The organism is Streptomyces sp. PA03-6a, from assembly GCF_033792765.1.
In the GTDB taxonomy this organism is placed as follows: Bacteria; Actinomycetota; Actinomycetes; order Streptomycetales; family Streptomycetaceae; genus Actinacidiphila.
Genome location: NZ_JARAVK010000062.1, coordinates 1 through 16,102, shown reverse-complemented (window position 1 = coordinate 16,102; position 16,102 = coordinate 1). Strand labels below are relative to the sequence as shown.

The window sequence follows — 16,102 nt, the reverse complement described above, 5'->3', positions numbered from 1 at the left end:
GCACGGCGGACCGGGGCGCGCCCGTCCGACCGGGCCGGGCGCGCCCCGGCGCGTCAGGCGGTGGCCGCCAGGGCGTGGCGCCGGGCGGCGCGCCGGGCGGCGGACTCCTCCGGGTCGAGCACCGGGACCGCCGCCAGCAGCCCCTTGGTGTACTCGTGCTCCGGCGCCTCGTAGACCCGCCCGGCAGGCCCGTACTCCACGACCCGGCCCGCCCGCATGACCGCGACGTTGTCACTGACCTGACGCACCACGGCCAGGTCGTGGGCGATGAAGACCAGTGCGATTCCCAGCTCGCGCTGCAACTCGCCCAGCAGCCGGATGACCTGCGCCTGCGTCGTGACGTCGAGCGCCGACACCGGCTCGTCGCAGACGATCAGCCTCGGCTCGGGCGCCAGCGCCCGGGCGATGCCGACGCGCTGCCGCTGACCGCCGCTGAACTCGTGCGGATAGCGGTGGTACCAGTCGGGGTCGAGCCCGACCCGTTCCAGCAGTTCCCGCACGCGGGCGACGACCGCGGCGTCGTCGAGCACGCCGGCCGTCCGCAGCGGGTCCGCGATGGACTCGCCGATGCTGCGCCGCGGGTTGAGCGAGGACACCGGGTCCTGGAACACCATCTGCAGTCCCGGCGTGCCCGGGCCGGAGCGCGCGCCCGGGCGCCGCAGCTCGCCGCCCGTGGGCTCCAGGAGCCCCACGAGCATCCGCCCGAGCGTGGTCTTGCCGCTGCCGCTCTCGCCGACGACGCCGAGCGTCTCGCCCGCGCGCACGGTCAGCGAGACGCCGTCGACCGCCGCGACCCGGGAGCCGCGCCGGCCGAACTCCCGCCGCAAGCCGACGGCTTCGAGAAGGACCTCGCCCACGGCCGCGCCGCGCGGCTTCGCCGTCTCCACCCGCGGGACCGCGGCCACCAGGTCCCGCGTGTACGGCTGCTGCGGTGCGCCCAGCACGGTGCCGACCGGCCCGCGCTCCACGGCACGGCCGTCCTTCATCACCAGGACCTCGTCGACGCTCCCGGCCACCACGCCCAGGTCGTGGGTGACCAGCAGCAGCCCCATGCCGGTCTCCTGCCGCAGTTCGCCGAGCAGGTCGAGGATCTGCGCCTGCACGGTGACGTCGAGGGCCGTCGTGGGTTCGTCCGCGACGAGCAGCCGCGGCTCGCAGGCGAGCGCCATGGCGATGAGCGCCCGCTGGCGCATGCCGCCGCTGAACTCGTGCGGCCGGAAGCGGGCCCGCCTCGGTGCGTCGGCGATGCCGACCCGGTCGAGCACCTCGACCGCCCGCGCGCGGGCCGCCCTCCGGGAGGCCTTGGGGTGGTGGACCCGGTAGACCTCGGCGATCTGGTCGCCGATCGCGAAGTACGGGTCGAGCGAGGACAGCGGGTCCTGGAAGACCATCGCCGCGAGCCCGCCGCGCAGCCCGCGCAGTTCCTTCTCCCCAGCGGACAGGACGTCGACGCCGGCCACCCGCACCGAGCCGCCGATCCGCGCACCGCTGCCGCGGTGCAGTCCCAGCAGGGTGAAGGCGGTGGCGCTCTTGCCGCTGCCGGACTCGCCGACGACGCCGAGGGCGCCGCCCTGCTCCAGGGAGAAGGAGAGCCCGTCCACGGCCCGGACGGTGCCCGTGCCGGTGGGGAAGTCGACCGTGAGGTCCTCGACCTCGATCAGCCGTGACGTCATGCCAGCACCACCCGTCGGTCGGCCACCGCGTACAGGACGTCCGCGAGGGCGTTGGCGAGGACCACGAAGAAGCCGGTGACCAGCACCAGTCCGACCACGACCGGCAGGTCCTCGGTCTTCACCGAGTCCACCAGGCTCTTGCCGAGCCCGGGGATGCCGAAGAGCGACTCGGTGAGCACCGCGCCGCCGAACATCGTCCCCAGGTCCAGCGCGGTCAGTGCGATGACCGGTGGCAGGGCGCCGCGCAGCGCGTGCCGTCCGATGACGGAACGCTCGCGGACGCCGTAGGCGCGGAAGGTGCGCACATGGTCCTCGGCGAGCGTGTCCAGCATGGAACTGCGGGTCAGCCGGGCGTACTTGGCACTCTCCAGGATGGCCAGGGAGAGCCAGGGCAGCACCAGGTTCCACGCCCACTGCTCGGGGTCCTCGGTCAGCGGGACGTAGGACGGGAAGGGCAGCCAGCCCAGCACCGAGACGAACAGCAGCATCAGCAGGATGCCGATGATGAAGACGGGCACGGCGTTGCCTGCGAGGGTGAGCCCGGTCAGCAGCCGTTCGGTGAGCCCGCCGTGGCGCAGCGCCGAGAGCACCCCGGTGCCGACGCCGATGACCAGCCACAGCACCATCGCGCCCAGCGAGAGCGAGGCGGTGGCCGGCAGCCGCTGCGCGAGCAGGGAGGTCACCTGCTCGCCGCTCTGGTAGGAGAAGCCCAGGCAGGGTGCGCCGCAGTGCTCGGTGCCGACACCGGTGCTGATGTCGGTGCCGGCGAACAGGCCGTGAAGGAAGTGGGCGTACTGCGCGTAGGCCGGGTCGTCCAGGCCCAGCTGGGTGCGGACCTGGGCGACCTGCTCGGCGGAGCACTTCGGCCCGCAGGCCAGCCGTGCCGGGTCGCCGGGCAGGACGTAGAAGAGCGCGTAGACCGCGATGCTCAGTACGAGCAGGACCAGCAGGGCCGCCAGCAGCCGGCGCAGCGCGAACCGGGTGAGGAGGATCATGACCGCGCCTCCTTGCGCCTGCGGGCCAGGGACCGCAGGCGGCTGCCGGCGCGCGGGTCCAGGGCGGTGCGCACGCCGTCACCGAGGGCGGTGAAGGCGAGGACGGTGACGAAGATCAGGCCGGCGGGCAGCAGCACGTACGTCGGATCGGCCTGGTACCAGGTGGTCGCGGAGGAGAGCATCTGTCCCCAGGAGGGCGTGGGCGGCTTGACGCCGATGCCGAGGAAGGACAGTCCCGCTTCCGACGCGATGTTGGAGGGCACCAGCAGCGCGCTGTAGGTCACCACGGGCGCGGCCAGCGACGGCAGCAGTTCGCGGCGCGCGATCCGCCACCGGCCGGCGCCGCCGAGCCGGGCGGCGGCCACGTAGTCGAGGGACTTCAGGCTCAGGGTCTGGGCCCGGACGATGCGGGAGGTGCCGCCCCAGCCGAGCAGGCCGAGGACGAGGACCAGCAGCACCGGACGCGGGAAGCCGGCGGGGACGATCGCCAGCAGGGCGATGGAGAAGACCAGGGTGGGCAGCGCCAGCATGACGTCGGTGGTCCGGCTGAGCAGGTTGTCCAGGAAGCGGTTGCCGAGGCCGGCGGCGAGGCCGACCGCGACCCCGAGGACGACCTGCACGACGGTGGCGGCGAGGCCGATGCCGAGCGAGATCCGCGCGCCGTACACGAGCCGGGCGAACAGGTCGCGTCCGGTGCCGGGTTCGACGCCGAGCCAGTGGTCGGCGCTCACGCCGCCGAAGGAGCCGGTCGGCACGCCGCCGAGCGCGGAGTCGACGGCCGAGGCGTGGTACGCGTCCGGGTCCTGCCCCTCCAGGGCGGCGAGCAGCGGGGCGGCGAGGGCCACCAGGACGAGCAGGGCGATCACGGCGACCCCGGCGAGGGCGGCGCGCTGGGCGCGCAGCCGCCGCCAGAGCTGCCGGGCGCGGCGAGCACGTCGGTCGTGGTCACTTGACCGCGACCTGCGAGACGTCGAGGACGCCGGTCCAGTCGCTGATGACGACGTTCTTGACGTCCTTGCCGTACAGGCGCTTGTAGACCGGGTGGACCAGCGGCACGGTCAGCGCCTGCTCGCCGATCTTCTTGTCGAGGGCGCCCCAGCGGACGGCGGCGGCCTTGAGGTCGGTGAGCTTGTTGATCTCGTCGATCTCCTGGTTCACGGCCGGGTCGTCGAGCTGGGCGTTGTTGAAGTTGTAGCCGTCCTTGACGATCTGCCGGCCGTCGAAGATCGGGGCCAGGAAGGGGCCGCCGGACGGCCAGTCGGCGCCCCAGCCGGCGAGGAAGAAGCCCGGCTCGGTCTTGATGCCGTGGATCTTCTCGCTGTAGGCGCTGGACTCCAGGCCCTCCAGCTTGACGGTGATGCCGGCCTTCTTCAGGGCGTCCTGCAGGGCGGTCGCGACCTCCGGGCCCTGCTCGTCGCCGCCGCTGCTGTCGTGGGTCAGCGTGACGGTCAGGCCGTTCGGGTAACCGGCCTCCTTCAGCAGCTCCTTGGCCTTGGCGGCGGCACCGCTCTTGCCGGCCGGGAACGCGTCGTACGGGGTGTAGCCGAAGGACTCCTGCGCGGGCAGGAAGGTGGTGGCCGGCTCGGCGAGCGAGGAGCCGCCGAGGGCGTTGACGACGGTGCTGCGGTCGACCGCGTAGGAGATCGCCTGGCGCACCTTGGGGTTGTCGAACGGCTTCACCTTCGGGTTGAAGGAGATGTAGTCGGTGTAGCCGAAGTGCCCGGTGCCGACGCGGCCCGCCAGCTCCTCGTCGCCGGTGATCTTGGCGAGTTCGGCGGCGGTGAGGTTGGTGTCGGTGGTGACGGCGGCGGCGTCCTTGCCGGAACCGGAGGACAGCCGCTGGTTGATCACGGCGGCGTCGAGGCCGGAGCGGACGTCGATGCGGTCCGGGTAGGCCTTGCGCTCCTCGTCGGTCTTCGGGTCCCAGTGGGTGTTGCGCTCCAGGACGAGGTGCTCGCCGTCGTTCTCGTTGCCGACGACCTTGTACGGGCCGGAGGAGAACGGGTGGTTCTCGTACTTGGTGCCGGTGTCCTTGGCCTTCGGCACGGGGGCGAAGGAGGTCTGGGTGGCCAGGAACGGGAAGTCGCCCTCGGGCTTGTTCAGGTGGAAGACGATGGTCTTCGCGTCCGGGGTCTCGATGGAGGCCAGGCCGCCCTTGTCCTTGTACGGGCCCTGGTACTCCTTGCCGCCGACCAGCCAGTCGCGCAGGTAGGGGGCACCGCCGGACAGCTCGGCGGCGAAGGAGCGCTCGATGCCGTACTTGATGTCGGCGGTGGTGATCGCGCTGCCGTCCTCGTACTTCAGGCCGTCCTTGAGGTGGTACGTCCAGACGGTGGCGTCCTGGTTGGGCGTGCCGGTGTCGGTGGCCAGGTCCGGGACGACCTTCGCGCCGTCCGCGCCGTTCTCGCGGTTGCGGGTGGTCAGCGTGCGGAAGACCAGGCCGGGGACGTTGCCGCCGCCGGAGGTGTAGAGCCGCGCCGGGTCGAAGTCCTCCTGCGGGGACTGGTTGAGCACGTAGAGCGTGCCGCCCTTGGCCGGCTTGCCGTCGGCCGCCTTGGCCCCGCTGTCCTCCGGGCCGCAGGCGGCGGCGCCGCCGGTGATCGCCAGGACGACGGCTGCCGCTGCGAGGCGGCGAGGTGTGACGGACAGGTGAGACATCGAAGATCCCTTTCGCGGCTGCGAGGTGGAGAGGGCGGGGCTGGGGAAGGCCCGCAGGCAGCGGCGACGGCCTCATGAGGAGGCCGTGAAGGATCGATCAGATGTCGAGCACTGTGCCCACGGGCGGGAAGGTCCGGGGCGGGAGGGAAGAACGTGCCCTTTACGCGCCCGGCACCGTGGAGCACCGACACAGGATGTCGGCCACGCTGTGCCCGGCCACGCCGATGAGCGCCAGCTCGATGCTGGCGTCCTCGTCTGTGGCGGGGCTGTGCGGCATGCCGAAAACATTGAACGATTAATCGCCCGATGTCAAAAAGCTAGCCCCGGGGGTAGGGCCAGGCGTTGGGCTTGCAGGTCAGACCCCCGTAGGAGAGGAACTTCGTCTGCTGCATCATGACCGGGGCCAGGGCGCCCTGCTTGGGGCAGAGCACATGGTCGTAGCCGAGCCGGTGCCCGACCTCGTGGTTGATCAGCATCTCGCGGTAGGCGGGCATCCGGTCCGGGCCGTACGTCTGCGACCCCTGCGCCCAGCGGTACGCGTTGATCATCGTCCGGGGAGTTGATGCCGCATCACATGACACGTTGTCAACCGTCGTGTCCAGGCCGGACTTCGCACACCAGGTGGCCGTCGTGCCGGGACTCGCCAGGGTGATCACGATGTCGGCCGGGCCCGTTGAGACCCGCTCGAAGGTGCGGGACCCGGCGTGCGCCCAACTCCGCTTGTCGTTCAGCGTCTTGTAGACCGCGTCGGCGAAGAGCCGGCCGTCCAGCGGCAGCCCCTTCTCGACGTCCACCCGCACGCGCAGCAGGTCGCCCTTGCCGGGGGCCTTCTCGTGGCCGGCCACGGTCTGGAACTTCCCCGCCAGGCTCAGGTCCTGGTCGAGCGGGTAGCGCCGGACCATCGCCTGGTCGTAGCTGAGCGGGGCGGTGACCGCGGAGGGTGAGGTCGAGGGGGTCGCCCGGCCCTGGGAGCGGGACGCGGAGTCGTCGGTGCCCCGGCTGCCGCCCGGTGCCGCGGCGGCGGACGAGTGACGCTTGTCACCTCCGGCGGCCATCTGGCCCGCGACGACGACGGCCAGCACGGTCACGACCGCCGCGGCCGCGGCGCCGCTGAGCGCGCGAGTCCTGACGCCCTTCTTGGGCCGTTCGGGTTGTCCGTCGCCCTCCCCGGCCTCCGCGGCACCCTCCTCGGGTGCCCCGGGTCCCGTGGTGGCGGAGGGCGCGTCGAAGGCCGCGACGAAGTCCCGCCGCGGACCGGGGCCGCCACGGGCTCCCGCGCCGGGCGCCCGGCGCTGGCGCGGGAAGCCGGATATTCGGGGCGCGGTGAAGAGGTCCGCGTCGAGGGGGTCGTCGTCCTCCGGGTACTCCGTGCCGAGCGCGGTGTCCGCCAGCTCCGCGGGCCGGGTCCCGCGCGGCGTGCGCGGCGGGGCCCAGGAACCGGCCCGGCCCCAGGCCGAGTGCTCGCGGTGCTCGGGGTGGGAGTGGCCCGGGACGTCGTCGTGACCGTGCCCGCCGCCCCCGGGCCGGAAGCCGTCCCGGCCGCCCGGCACGGAACCACCGGGCGCCTGGCCCGGTCCGCCCGGCCGCTGCGGGGTCGTCGTCCCCGGGCCGGAACGCCGCCGGCGGCCGGTGCCCGAGTTGCCGCCGGCTATGCCCGGTACGTCGTCACGGCGGTCGTCACGGCCGCCCGGTGCGCTGTGCCTGCCCATGAAGTCAGTGATCCGTCCGCGCGTCCGTGGCGTCCAGCAGTTCGCGGAAGGCCCGCTCCACCGCATCGGGGTGCTCCATCATCGCGACGTGCCCGCTGTCGGGGAGCGTCAGCAACCGCGAGTCACGGAACGTCCGGGCGGCACGGTACGCCATCCGGGGGGCCACCAGCTTGTCCTTGCCCCCGTACACCAGCAGTGTCGGCGCGAGCACCCGCTCGGCCTGCCGCCACAGGCTGTGCTGGCCGCCGAGGGTGTAGGCGTCCACGATGCCGCGCGCCGAGCGGGTCAGCGCGTCCCAGAAGTACGGCAGCGCCAGCCGGCGCTCGTACTCCGTGGCGTGCTCGGTGAAGGACTCCTCGCTGACCTTCGACGGGTCGCCGTAACAGAGCCACAGCAGCTGCCGGGTGCGCCGCTCCACGGACCAGTCGCGGGTGGCGCGGGCCACCAGCGCGGTCGCGCCCGGCAGCCCCAGGAACGCGGTCGGCCAGGCGCCGTACTGGGGCGGCACCTCCGGCAGCGCGGGCGAGATCAGCGTCAGGGTGCGGACCAGGTCGGGCCGGGCCGCGGCGACCTTGGTGACGACCGCTCCCCCCAGCGAGTTGCCGAAGAGGTGCACGGGCCCGCGCCCGGAAGCCTCCAGCAGGCGCACGACGGCGCGCGCGTGCCCCCCGATCGAGTAGTTGCCGTCGTCCGGCGGCGGGGAGTGCCCGAAACCGGGCAGGTCCAGGGCCTCGCAGGACACCCGGTCCGCCAGCAGCCGCATCAGCGCCGACCAGTTGGAGGACGACCCGCCCAGGCCGTGCACGAAGAGCGCGGGCGGCAGCCCTTCGGCCTGCTCCGCCCGCGATCGTACGGTCAGCGTCCGGCCCGGCAGGGCCACGGTCCGCACCGTCTCCCCCTCCCCGGCTCTGGCTCCCGAAGGCGGTACGGGCACGGCGGCGAACGCGGCTTCGGGCGACTCCGTCGAGGACATGGGGCAATGTTACGAGGTGATCACGCGTGCGCTCGTGTGTTCGCCCTCACACGCGTCGTGGGGATTTTCCGCCCCTCCTGTCACTCTGCACACCCCGTCCCTGTCTCCTACGCTCGCAGAAGGGGAAAGAGGGGGACAGTGGGTAGCAGCGGGGGACGGCAGCGCACGACCAGACGGGAGGTGCCCGTGTCCGACGACATCGAGACCTTCGACGACGACGTCATCGACGACCTGGAGGACGCCGAGACCGACATCGAGGCGCCCGAGGCGGACATCGCCGAACAGCACCTCGAACTGCTGCAGCACCGCGATGTCCCGATCACCGAACGCCCCGACGACGCCGATCCGGCGGACGTGGCCGAGCAGCGCAGGGTGGTGGAACTCGACGAGGACGACTATCGCTGAGTTCCACTTGGTGAGAATGTGCGTTCGCACAGCGCATGCCCCCGCTACCGAAAAGTACGATGGCACCCGCAGCGCAGAACGACATCACATGGGAGGCGGCGTGACAGCCATCGAGCAGACTGAGGCGCGCCCTCGCGGCACACGCCTGCCGCGCCGGGCCCGGAGAAACCAGCTGCTGGGCGCAGCCCAGGAGGTGTTCGTCGCCCAGGGCTACCACGCCGCCGCGATGGACGACATCGCGGAGCGCGCGGGCGTCAGCAAGCCCGTGCTCTACCAGCACTTCCCCGGCAAGCTCGAGCTCTACCTGGCCCTGCTGGACCAGCACTGCGAGGCCCTGCTGGACGCGGTGCGCACCGCCCTGGCCTCCACCAGCGACAACAAGCAGCGCGTGGCGGCCACCATGGACGCCTACTTCGCGTACGTGGAGGACGAGGGCGGCGCCTTCCGCCTGGTCTTCGAGTCCGACCTCACCAACGAGCCGGCCGTCCGCGAGCGCGTGGACAAGGTCGCGCTGCAGTGCGCCGAGGCGATCAGCGAGGTCATCGCCGAGGACACGGGGCTGACCACCGAGCAGTCCATGCTGCTCGCCGTCGGCCTCGGCGGCGTCTCGCAGGTCGTGGCCCGTTACTGGCTCTCCAGCGGCAGCTCCATGCCCCGCGAGACCGCGGTGCAGTTGCTGACGTCGCTGGCCTGGCGCGGCATCGCGGGCTTCCCGCTGCACGGCGCCGAGCACTGACGCCTGCGCACGGCGGCTGTTCGCTCTGGGCGTGCCCGTCGGCCGGTGCCCTGGTGCCGGGCGCGGCTAATGTGTCCTGCGTACGGCGCGATTTCCAACCGCGCACACCGCAGACCGTTCGGAGGGACAAAAGCCGTGGAGGTCAAGATCGGCGTGCAGCACGCGCCGCGCGAGATCATCATCGAGAGCGCGCAGACGGCCGAGGAGGTCGAGAAGGCCGTCGCCGAGGCGCTCACGGGCACCGCCAAGCTGCTCAGCCTCACCGACGAGCACGGAAAGCGCGTGCTCGTGCCGGCCGAACGGCTGGCCTACGTGGAGATCGGTGAGCAGGCGGCGCGCCGGGTGGGCTTCGGCGCCCAGCTCTAGGCCGTGTCGCCAAAGGAGCGCCGGCCGCCCGGAGGGCGGGCCCAGCGGCGTCTGGTGCGGTGCATCGCAAGGCGGAGAGCCGTCCTCGTAGTGGGCTACTCGGACGATTCGACAACGCAGCGAGGTGCCGTGCCAGGCGCCGCTGGGCAGGCGGGACTCTGACGGCACGGCAGGGCGGAGCAGGTCAGAGCCTCGCCGCTCCCGCACCGGGACGACGCACGGCGGGTCACCCCCGAATGGGGTGACCCACCGTTTCGCTGTGCGGGCCCGCGGGGTAGGACCCGTGCGACCGAAGTCTCCGGGAGGGGCCGCACGATGATGTGGGAAGCGCTCGCGTTCGCCGCCGTCGGACTGTCCGTCGCGTACGCCGCGACCCGGATGCTCCCCCGGCGACGCCTTCCCGCGGCGACGCTGGTGCTCGCCACGGGAGCGGTCGCCGCCGTCCTCGGCGGTCTCATCACCCGCACCGTCCTCGGCTCGGACCGGTTCCTGATCAGCCTCGCCGTGTCGGTGGGGGTGGCGGCCGCCCTGCTCTCGCTGCTGGTGCGCCCGCCGCGGAGCGCCCGCCGGCCGGCGCCGCGCACGGCCTGAGCCGCACGGCCCCCGTACGGCTCCCCCCACGGCTCCCCTACGGCCCGGACCGCTCAGGCGGCCAGGCCCAGCGCCGCCATCCGCTTGGTGTGGGCCTCGGTGATCCGGGTGAACATCCGGCCGACCTCCGCGAGGTCGAAGCCGTCCGCGACCCCGCCGACCAGCATCGTGCTGAGCGCGTCCCGGTCCGCCACGACCCGCTGCGCCTGCGACAGCGCCTCGCCCATCAGCCGGCGCGCCCACAGCGCGAGCCGGCCGCCGACCCGCGGGTCGGCCTCGATGGCGGAGCGCACCTTCTCCACCGCGAAGGAGGCGTGGCCGGTGTCGTCCAGCACGGCCAGCACCAGCTCGCGGGTGTCGGCGTCGAGGCGGGCGGCGACCTCGCGGTAGAAGTCGGACGCGATGGAGTCGCCGACGTACGCCTTGACCAGGCCCTCCAGCCAGTCCGACGGCGCGGTCAGGCGGTGGAACTCGTCCAGTGCGGCGGCGAAGGGCTCCATCGCCGCGGTCGGGTCCGCCTCGACGGTGGTGAGCCGCGCGCGGAGCTGCTCGAAGTGGTGGAACTCGGCGGACGCCATCGCCGCGAGCTCAGCCTTGTCCTCCAGGGACGGCGCGAGCTTGGCGTCCTCCGCGAGCCGCTCGAAGGCGGCCAGCTCGCCGTACGCGAGTGCCCCGAGCAGGTCCACGACCGCCGCGCGGTACTGCGGGTCCGCGGACGCGGCGGCCCAGTCCTTGGCGGCGATGGTCGTCTCGGCGGGGGTGTCGGCGGGGGTGTCAGGCGTCTCCATGCTGCGCACAATAGCCAACCCCACCAGCGCGGCAACCATCCCGTGCGGGCCCGGCGCGCGCAAGCCGCGACGTGACCTGTCCCACGTACCCCGAAATCCATCCGCCGCAGGTGTGTGATTCCGGGGTACAGTGATATGGACCCGCCAGGTGACCCGGCGGGTCACGCATGAATGGATGCCCGGTCGGTGGCCCGATCGGCTCCTACCGACCGCCCTCCCCACGTGGGGAGGGGCCCGTATCGCGGCGCGCGCGAGGGCAGCGGTCCCGCGCACCTCGGCCACCCAGGGCCGTACGACACCTCGCGCGGTCAGCGCAGTTCCCTGCGCTCGACCCTCCCCTTTTCACACGCTCAGCGCCGCGTCCCAAACAGAAGAGGCAGAGCATCCTGACCACCATCACGACTTTCCGTGACCTGGGGATCCTCCCCGAGACCGCCGAGGCGCTCGAAGCCGTCGGCATCACCACCCCCTTCCCGATCCAGGAGATGACGCTCCCGGTCGCCCTCGCGGGCAACGACGTCATCGGCCAGGCCAAGACCGGCACCGGCAAGACCCTGGGCTTCGGCCTCCCGATCCTGGAGCGGGTCGTCGTCCCGGTCGACGTCGAGGCCGGGCGCGCCAAGCCCGAGGACGTCGTCGACGGTCCCCAGGCCCTGGTGATCGTCCCCACCCGCGAGCTGTGCACGCAGGTCACCAACGACCTGCTCACCGCCGGCAAGGTGCGCAATGTGCGCGTGCTGGCGATCTACGGCGGCCGCGCGTACGAGCCGCAGGTCGAGGCCCTGAAGAAGGGCGTCGAGGTGGTCGTCGGCACCCCGGGGCGTCTGCTGGACCTCGCCGGCCAGAAGAAGCTCAACCTGCGCAACGTCCGCGCCCTCGTCCTCGACGAGGCCGACGAGATGCTCGACCTGGGCTTCCTCCCCGACGTCGAGAAGATCATCGAGATGCTGCCGGTCAAGCGGCAGACCATGCTCTTCTCCGCGACGATGCCGGGCGCCGTGATCGGCCTGGCGCGCCGCTACATGTCGCAGCCCACGCACATCCGCGCCACCTCGCCGGACGACGAGGGCGCCACCGTCGCCAACATCACCCAGCACGTCTTCCGCGCCCACTCGCTGGACAAGCCGGAGCTCGTCTCCCGGGTTCTGCAGGCCGAGGGCCGCGGTCTGGCGATGATCTTCTGCCGTACCAAGCGCACCGCGGCCGACCTCGCGGAGCAGCTGGAGCAGCGCGGCTTCGCCTCGGGCGCCGTCCACGGCGACCTCGGCCAGGGCGCCCGCGAGCAGGCGCTGCGCGCCTTCCGCAACGGCAAGGTCGACGTCCTGGTCTGCACCGACGTCGCCGCCCGCGGCATCGACGTCGAGGGCGTCACCCACGTGATCAACTACCAGACGCCGGAGGACGAGAAGACCTACCTCCACCGCATCGGCCGCACCGGCCGTGCGGGCGCGTCCGGCACGGCGATCACGCTGGTCGACTGGGACGACATCCCGCGCTGGCAGCTGATCAACAAGGCGCTGGACCTGCCGTTCAACGCCCCGGAGGAGACGTACTCCACCTCCACCCACCTCTACGAGCTGCTCGGCATCCCCGAGGGCACCAAGGGCGTCCTGCCGCGGGCGGAGCGCACCCGGGCCGGCCTCGACGCGGAGGAGATCGAGGACCTCGGCGAGACCGGCGGCCGCGGGCGCGGCCGTGGTGGCCGCAAGTCCGGCCCGGCCGCCTCGGCCGAGGCGGAGGAGCGTCCGGCCCGCACCCGTACGCCGCGCCAGCGCCGCCGCACCCGCGGCGGACAGGCGCTCGACGGGGCGTCCGCCGAGGCGGAGGCGGCCGTCGAGACCGTCGAGGCCCCGGCCGCCGAGGCCGCGGCTCCGCGCCGCCGTCGCCGCACCCGTACGGGCACGGGCACCTCCGGCGCGTCGGGCACCTCGGGCACCTCGGGCACCTCGGGCACCGAGACCGTCGCGGCCGCCGCTCCGGTGGCCGAGGAGGTCCCGGCCCCCCGCCGTCGCCGTACGCGGTCCGGCGCCGCCGCCGGTGCCGAGACTCCGGCCGCCGCCGAGGCGGCGACCCCGGAAGCGGCTCCCGCGGAGGGCGAAGGCGCGGCCAAGACCGTCCGCCGCCGTCGCCGCACGCGGACGGCGAAGCCGGCCGACGAGGCCACCGGCTGACGCGACACCCGTACCCGGACGGCCGGGCGCCCCTCGTGGGCGCCCGGCCGTCGGCGTTCGCCCGCGCGGCGTCGGAGGTCGGGGCCCGCGTCGTGTGGGGGAAACCCGGCCGGGCTAGCCTCGGCGCATGAGCCGACCGCCGTTCCTGACGCTGCCCGAGAACGCCACCGCGTACCGCCTGGAGACGGCCCGCGGCCCCTTCGCCGTGCTGGACGCCGTCCCGCCGGCCGGCACGCCGCGGCGCGGCACCGCCCTGCTGGTGCCCGGGTTCACGGGCAGCAAGGAGGACTTCGTCGCGCTGCTCGAACCGCTCGCGGCCGCCGGCTACCGCACGGTCGCCGTGGACGGCCGGGGCCAGCACGAGTCCCCGGGCCCGCGGGACGAGGCGGCGTACGCACAGGCCGAGCTGGCCGCCGACGTCGTCGCGCAGACCGCGGCACTGGGCACCGCTCCCGGCGAGCCGGTGCACCTGCTGGGGCACTCGATGGGCGGCCTGGTCGTCCGCGCCGCCGTCCTGGCCGAGCACGGCGACGGCGCCGCCCTGCCCTGGGCGTCGCTCACCCTCATGAGCTCCGGCCCGGCCGCCATCGAACCCGCCCAGCAGGCCCGTACGAAGCTGCTGCTCGAGGCGCTGTCCGCGATGGACATGGAGGGCGTGTGGCGCGCGATGCGCGAGCTGGACGCCGAGGACCTCGAAGGCACGGCGAACGCCGAGGGCGCGGTCGAGGAGTTCCTGCACCGCCGCTGGCTGGCGACGGCGCCCGAGCAGTTGACGGCCACCGGCCGGCAGCTGCTCGACGAGCCGGACCGGGTGGCGGAACTCGCGGCCGTGCCCCTGCCGAAGCTGGTGCTCTCCGGCGCGGTGGACTACGCCTGGCCCGTGCCGTGGCTGGACGCGATGGCCGAGCGCCTGGGCGCCCGCCGCGTGGTGATCGAGGGGGCCGAGCACTCCCCCAACGCCGAGCAGCCGGCCCGCACTGCCGGCGCGCTGACCGGCTTCTGGGGTTAGAGCCGCGCCTGCAGGTGCTCCCAGAAGCCGTCGCGCAGCACGCGCCGCAGATCCGCATGGCCGCGCAGCGAGATGTTGAGCATGCCCTCGGCCTCGACGAGCAGTTCCTGGTCGTAGGCGGGCGGCAGGTACGGGTGGCCGGGCAGCAGCTCGGCCAGGGAGTCCCGGCCGCGCGTGGCCAGCCACTGCGAGGCGACCCGGGCCCCGACGAAGTGCACGTCCTCACGGGTCGGGATGGGCCCGGTGGGGATCGGCGCGTCGCCGTAGACGGGGGCCGTGCGCCGGGTGATGTACGGCTTGCAGAAGTCGAGGTCGAGGGTGCGCAGGCTGTCGACCTCCCACAGCAGGGGGTCGGCCTGGTTGCGGCCGTCGGCGGCCTCGATGCCCCACAGGTGGACACGGGCGCCGTAGCCCTGGGCGGCCTCGACCGCGGAGACCAGGTCCTCGTCGCCGCCGATCAGGACGGCGTCGCTGATGGCACGGTGCCGGGCCAGTGACTCCAGGTCGCTGCGGATCAGCGAGTCGACGCCCTTCTGCTGGCGGCTGGCGTTGAGGTTGCCGAGCCGCACCTTGACGTCGGGGAGCTCGGCGATGCGTTCCTGCTCGGCGGTGTGGATGCGGCGGCGGGCGCCGTCGTACCAGTAGACGCGCAGCAGCCGGCTGTCGGCGAAGAGGGTGCGGGCCCGGTCGATGAAGGCCTCGATGATGCCCTCGGCGTCGAGTTCGAAGGCCCTCCGGTCCTCGGTGCCCGCGACGAGGCGACCGGCCGCGGCGTACACGTACCCGGCGTCGACGAACACGGCGTGGGTCGCCGGGGTCGTGGCGACCTCGGCGAGCACCCGCTGCAGGAGCTCGTTCGTGCGCTCGATGCCGGCGGCGATGGCGGAAAGGGCGTCGTCGTTCATAGAGATCACATTGTCCGGCGGTTCCGTCCGCACACACAACCGGAACCAGGACCGCCGGTACCGGTGGCTACCCGCCGGTAGATGCGTGGGAAAAATTTTCTTTAGGACAGGGAAGGTTTTCGCGGGGGCAACTGTTGTTGATACATGAATGACCCAGGCAAGTAACGGCTGCGAAGCAGCCCCGTACTCCAATGGAGGAGTGCCCGGACGAAGGGAGAAGCCGTGAACACCATGCGCTTCGAGATCATGCGCCTCAACGACCAGGACGGTCGCGCCGTCGACTGCACGGTCGTGGACGCCGCCTCCGTCGACCAGATCGTCCAGCAGGCCGCCGCGATCGGCCAGCGCATCTACATCCGCCCGGCCCAGTAAGGCCCCGTCACCCCGGCGTGGCCGCACGGCCGGACGCCATGAACGCGAAGGGCCCCGTACACCACGGTACGGGGCCCTTGTCGCGTCCGGATGCCGCCGACGGTCCGTCAGCCCTCGCCGCGGATGAAGCCGAAGACCCCGTTGGCGATCTGCTGCACCGCGATCGCGGAGAGCAGCATGCCGGAGAGCCGGGTGACCAGCACCACACCGCCGTCCTTGATCAGACGGATGATCACCAGTGAGTAACGCATCGTCAGCCAGAGCACCACGTGCATCGCGACGATGGCGACCCACACCGACAGCTGCTGCCCGAACCCGTGCGCGCGCTGCACCGCGAGGATCACCGTCACGATCGCGCCCGGCCCGGCGAGCAGCGGCATGCCGAGCGGCACCAGCGCGACGTTGACGTCCTTGGTCTGGGTGGGCTCGTCCGCCTTGCCGGTGAGCAGGTCGAGGGCGATGAGCAGCAGGAGCAGACCGCCGGCGATCATCAGGGCCGGCACCGAGACGTGCAGGTAGTCCAGGATCTGCTGGCCGCAGATGCCGAAGACGGTGATGACGCCCAGCGCGACGGTGGCGGCCTGCCAGGCCATACGGCGCTGGACCTTGGCCGCGCGGCCGGAGGTGAGGGCGAGGAAGATCGGGGTGATCCCGGGCGGGTCCATGATCACGAAGAGCGTGACGAAGACCGACCCGAACAGGGTGAGGGAGAACAGATCCATGGGCCTTGCGAAGGGTTGCGGGGGTGGGT

At 72.8% G+C, this 16,102-nt stretch carries 16 protein-coding genes and 1 pseudogene; 7 read left to right on the top strand and 10 right to left on the bottom strand.

All coding sequences use genetic code 11. From position 1 onward, the window contains the following. Positions 1-53: 53 nt before the first annotated feature. The 7 genes and pseudogenes from PV350_RS17185 to PV350_RS17155 form a co-directional block, all read right to left on the bottom strand. Positions 54-1,673, bottom strand: a complete 1,620-nt coding sequence (locus tag PV350_RS17185; protein ID WP_500334643.1) for a dipeptide ABC transporter ATP-binding protein — start codon at positions 1,671-1,673, stop codon at positions 54-56. Continuing rightward, the gene (locus tag PV350_RS17180; protein WP_499513813.1) at positions 1,670-2,668 is read right to left on the bottom strand and encodes an ABC transporter permease; all 999 of its coding nucleotides are present in this window, start codon (positions 2,666-2,668) and stop codon (positions 1,670-1,672) included. The genes PV350_RS17185 and PV350_RS17180 overlap by 4 nt, the downstream gene beginning before the upstream one ends. Further along, positions 2,665-3,591: pseudogene (locus PV350_RS17175) on the bottom strand (ABC transporter permease); the annotation flags it as partial. The gene PV350_RS17180 and the pseudogene PV350_RS17175, both read right to left, overlap by 4 nt. Positions 3,592-3,613: 22 nt before the next feature. Further along, a complete protein-coding gene (locus tag PV350_RS17170; RefSeq protein ID WP_499513812.1) occupies positions 3,614-5,326 on the bottom strand; it encodes an ABC transporter substrate-binding protein in 1,713 nt (570 codons plus the stop codon). A 160-nt stretch (positions 5,327-5,486) separates the two neighbouring features. Next, entirely contained in the window at positions 5,487-5,603 is a 117-nt protein-coding gene (locus PV350_RS17165; RefSeq protein ID WP_499513811.1) for an Ms4533A family Cys-rich leader peptide, read from the bottom strand. Positions 5,604-5,643: 40 nt separating this feature from the next. Next, a complete protein-coding gene (locus PV350_RS17160; protein WP_500334641.1) occupies positions 5,644-7,035 on the bottom strand; it encodes a DUF3152 domain-containing protein in 1,392 nt (463 codons plus the stop codon). Between the two features lie 4 nt (positions 7,036-7,039). Beyond that, complete coding sequence (locus PV350_RS17155; RefSeq protein ID WP_499513809.1) at positions 7,040-8,008, bottom strand: alpha/beta fold hydrolase; 969 nt, start codon at positions 8,006-8,008, stop codon at positions 7,040-7,042. A 186-nt stretch (positions 8,009-8,194) separates the two neighbouring features. Between PV350_RS17155 and PV350_RS17150 the strand changes: the two genes are divergently transcribed. The 4 genes from PV350_RS17150 to PV350_RS17135 all read left to right on the top strand — a co-directional run bounded on the left by PV350_RS17150 (position 8,195) and on the right by PV350_RS17135 (position 10,106). Further along, positions 8,195-8,413 carry a hypothetical protein gene (locus PV350_RS17150; RefSeq protein WP_499513808.1) on the top strand — a complete coding sequence of 73 codons (219 nt, stop codon included), beginning with the start codon at positions 8,195-8,197 and terminating at the stop codon, positions 8,411-8,413. Between the two features lie 100 nt (positions 8,414-8,513). Further along, the gene (locus PV350_RS17145) at positions 8,514-9,149 is read left to right on the top strand and encodes a TetR/AcrR family transcriptional regulator (RefSeq protein ID WP_499513807.1); all 636 of its coding nucleotides are present in this window, start codon (positions 8,514-8,516) and stop codon (positions 9,147-9,149) included. A 135-nt stretch (positions 9,150-9,284) separates the two neighbouring features. Continuing rightward, positions 9,285-9,515, top strand: a complete 231-nt coding sequence (locus tag PV350_RS17140) for a DUF3107 domain-containing protein (protein ID WP_499513806.1) — start codon at positions 9,285-9,287, stop codon at positions 9,513-9,515. Positions 9,516-9,830: 315 nt separating this feature from the next. Further along, the gene (locus PV350_RS17135) at positions 9,831-10,106 is read left to right on the top strand and encodes a hypothetical protein (RefSeq protein ID WP_499513805.1); all 276 of its coding nucleotides are present in this window, start codon (positions 9,831-9,833) and stop codon (positions 10,104-10,106) included. Between the two features lie 53 nt (positions 10,107-10,159). On the opposite strand, the gene PV350_RS17130 is transcribed toward PV350_RS17135, so the two are convergent. Next, positions 10,160-10,894: a ferritin-like fold-containing protein gene (locus tag PV350_RS17130; RefSeq protein WP_499513804.1), complete on the bottom strand. Its 735-nt coding sequence runs from the start codon at positions 10,892-10,894 to the stop codon at positions 10,160-10,162. 485 nt (positions 10,895-11,379) lie between these two features. On the opposite strand from PV350_RS17130, the gene PV350_RS17125 reads away from it, so the two are divergent. Continuing rightward, on the top strand, positions 11,380-13,065 hold the full coding sequence (locus tag PV350_RS17125) for a DEAD/DEAH box helicase (protein ID WP_500334638.1): 1,686 nt from the start codon (positions 11,380-11,382) through the stop codon (positions 13,063-13,065). A gap of 127 nt (positions 13,066-13,192) precedes the next feature. Continuing rightward, positions 13,193-14,074, top strand: a complete 882-nt coding sequence (locus tag PV350_RS17120) for an alpha/beta fold hydrolase (RefSeq protein WP_500334636.1) — start codon at positions 13,193-13,195, stop codon at positions 14,072-14,074. Here PV350_RS17120 and PV350_RS17115 read toward each other — a convergent pair. Beyond that, positions 14,071-14,979 (bottom strand): NYN domain-containing protein, encoded by a 909-nt coding sequence (locus PV350_RS17115; RefSeq protein ID WP_431960347.1) that lies wholly within the window; start codon positions 14,977-14,979, stop codon positions 14,071-14,073. The genes PV350_RS17120 and PV350_RS17115 overlap by 4 nt on opposite strands. Before the next feature lie 231 nt (positions 14,980-15,210). Between PV350_RS17115 and PV350_RS17110 the strand changes: the two genes are divergently transcribed. Further along, positions 15,211-15,351 carry a DUF8834 family protein gene (locus PV350_RS17110; RefSeq protein WP_086020735.1) on the top strand — a complete coding sequence of 47 codons (141 nt, stop codon included), beginning with the start codon at positions 15,211-15,213 and terminating at the stop codon, positions 15,349-15,351. A 107-nt stretch (positions 15,352-15,458) separates the two neighbouring features. On the opposite strand, the gene PV350_RS17105 is transcribed toward PV350_RS17110, so the two are convergent. Beyond that, positions 15,459-16,073, bottom strand: a complete 615-nt coding sequence (locus PV350_RS17105; RefSeq protein WP_499513801.1) for a MarC family protein — start codon at positions 16,071-16,073, stop codon at positions 15,459-15,461. Positions 16,074-16,102: the final 29 nt, after the last annotated feature.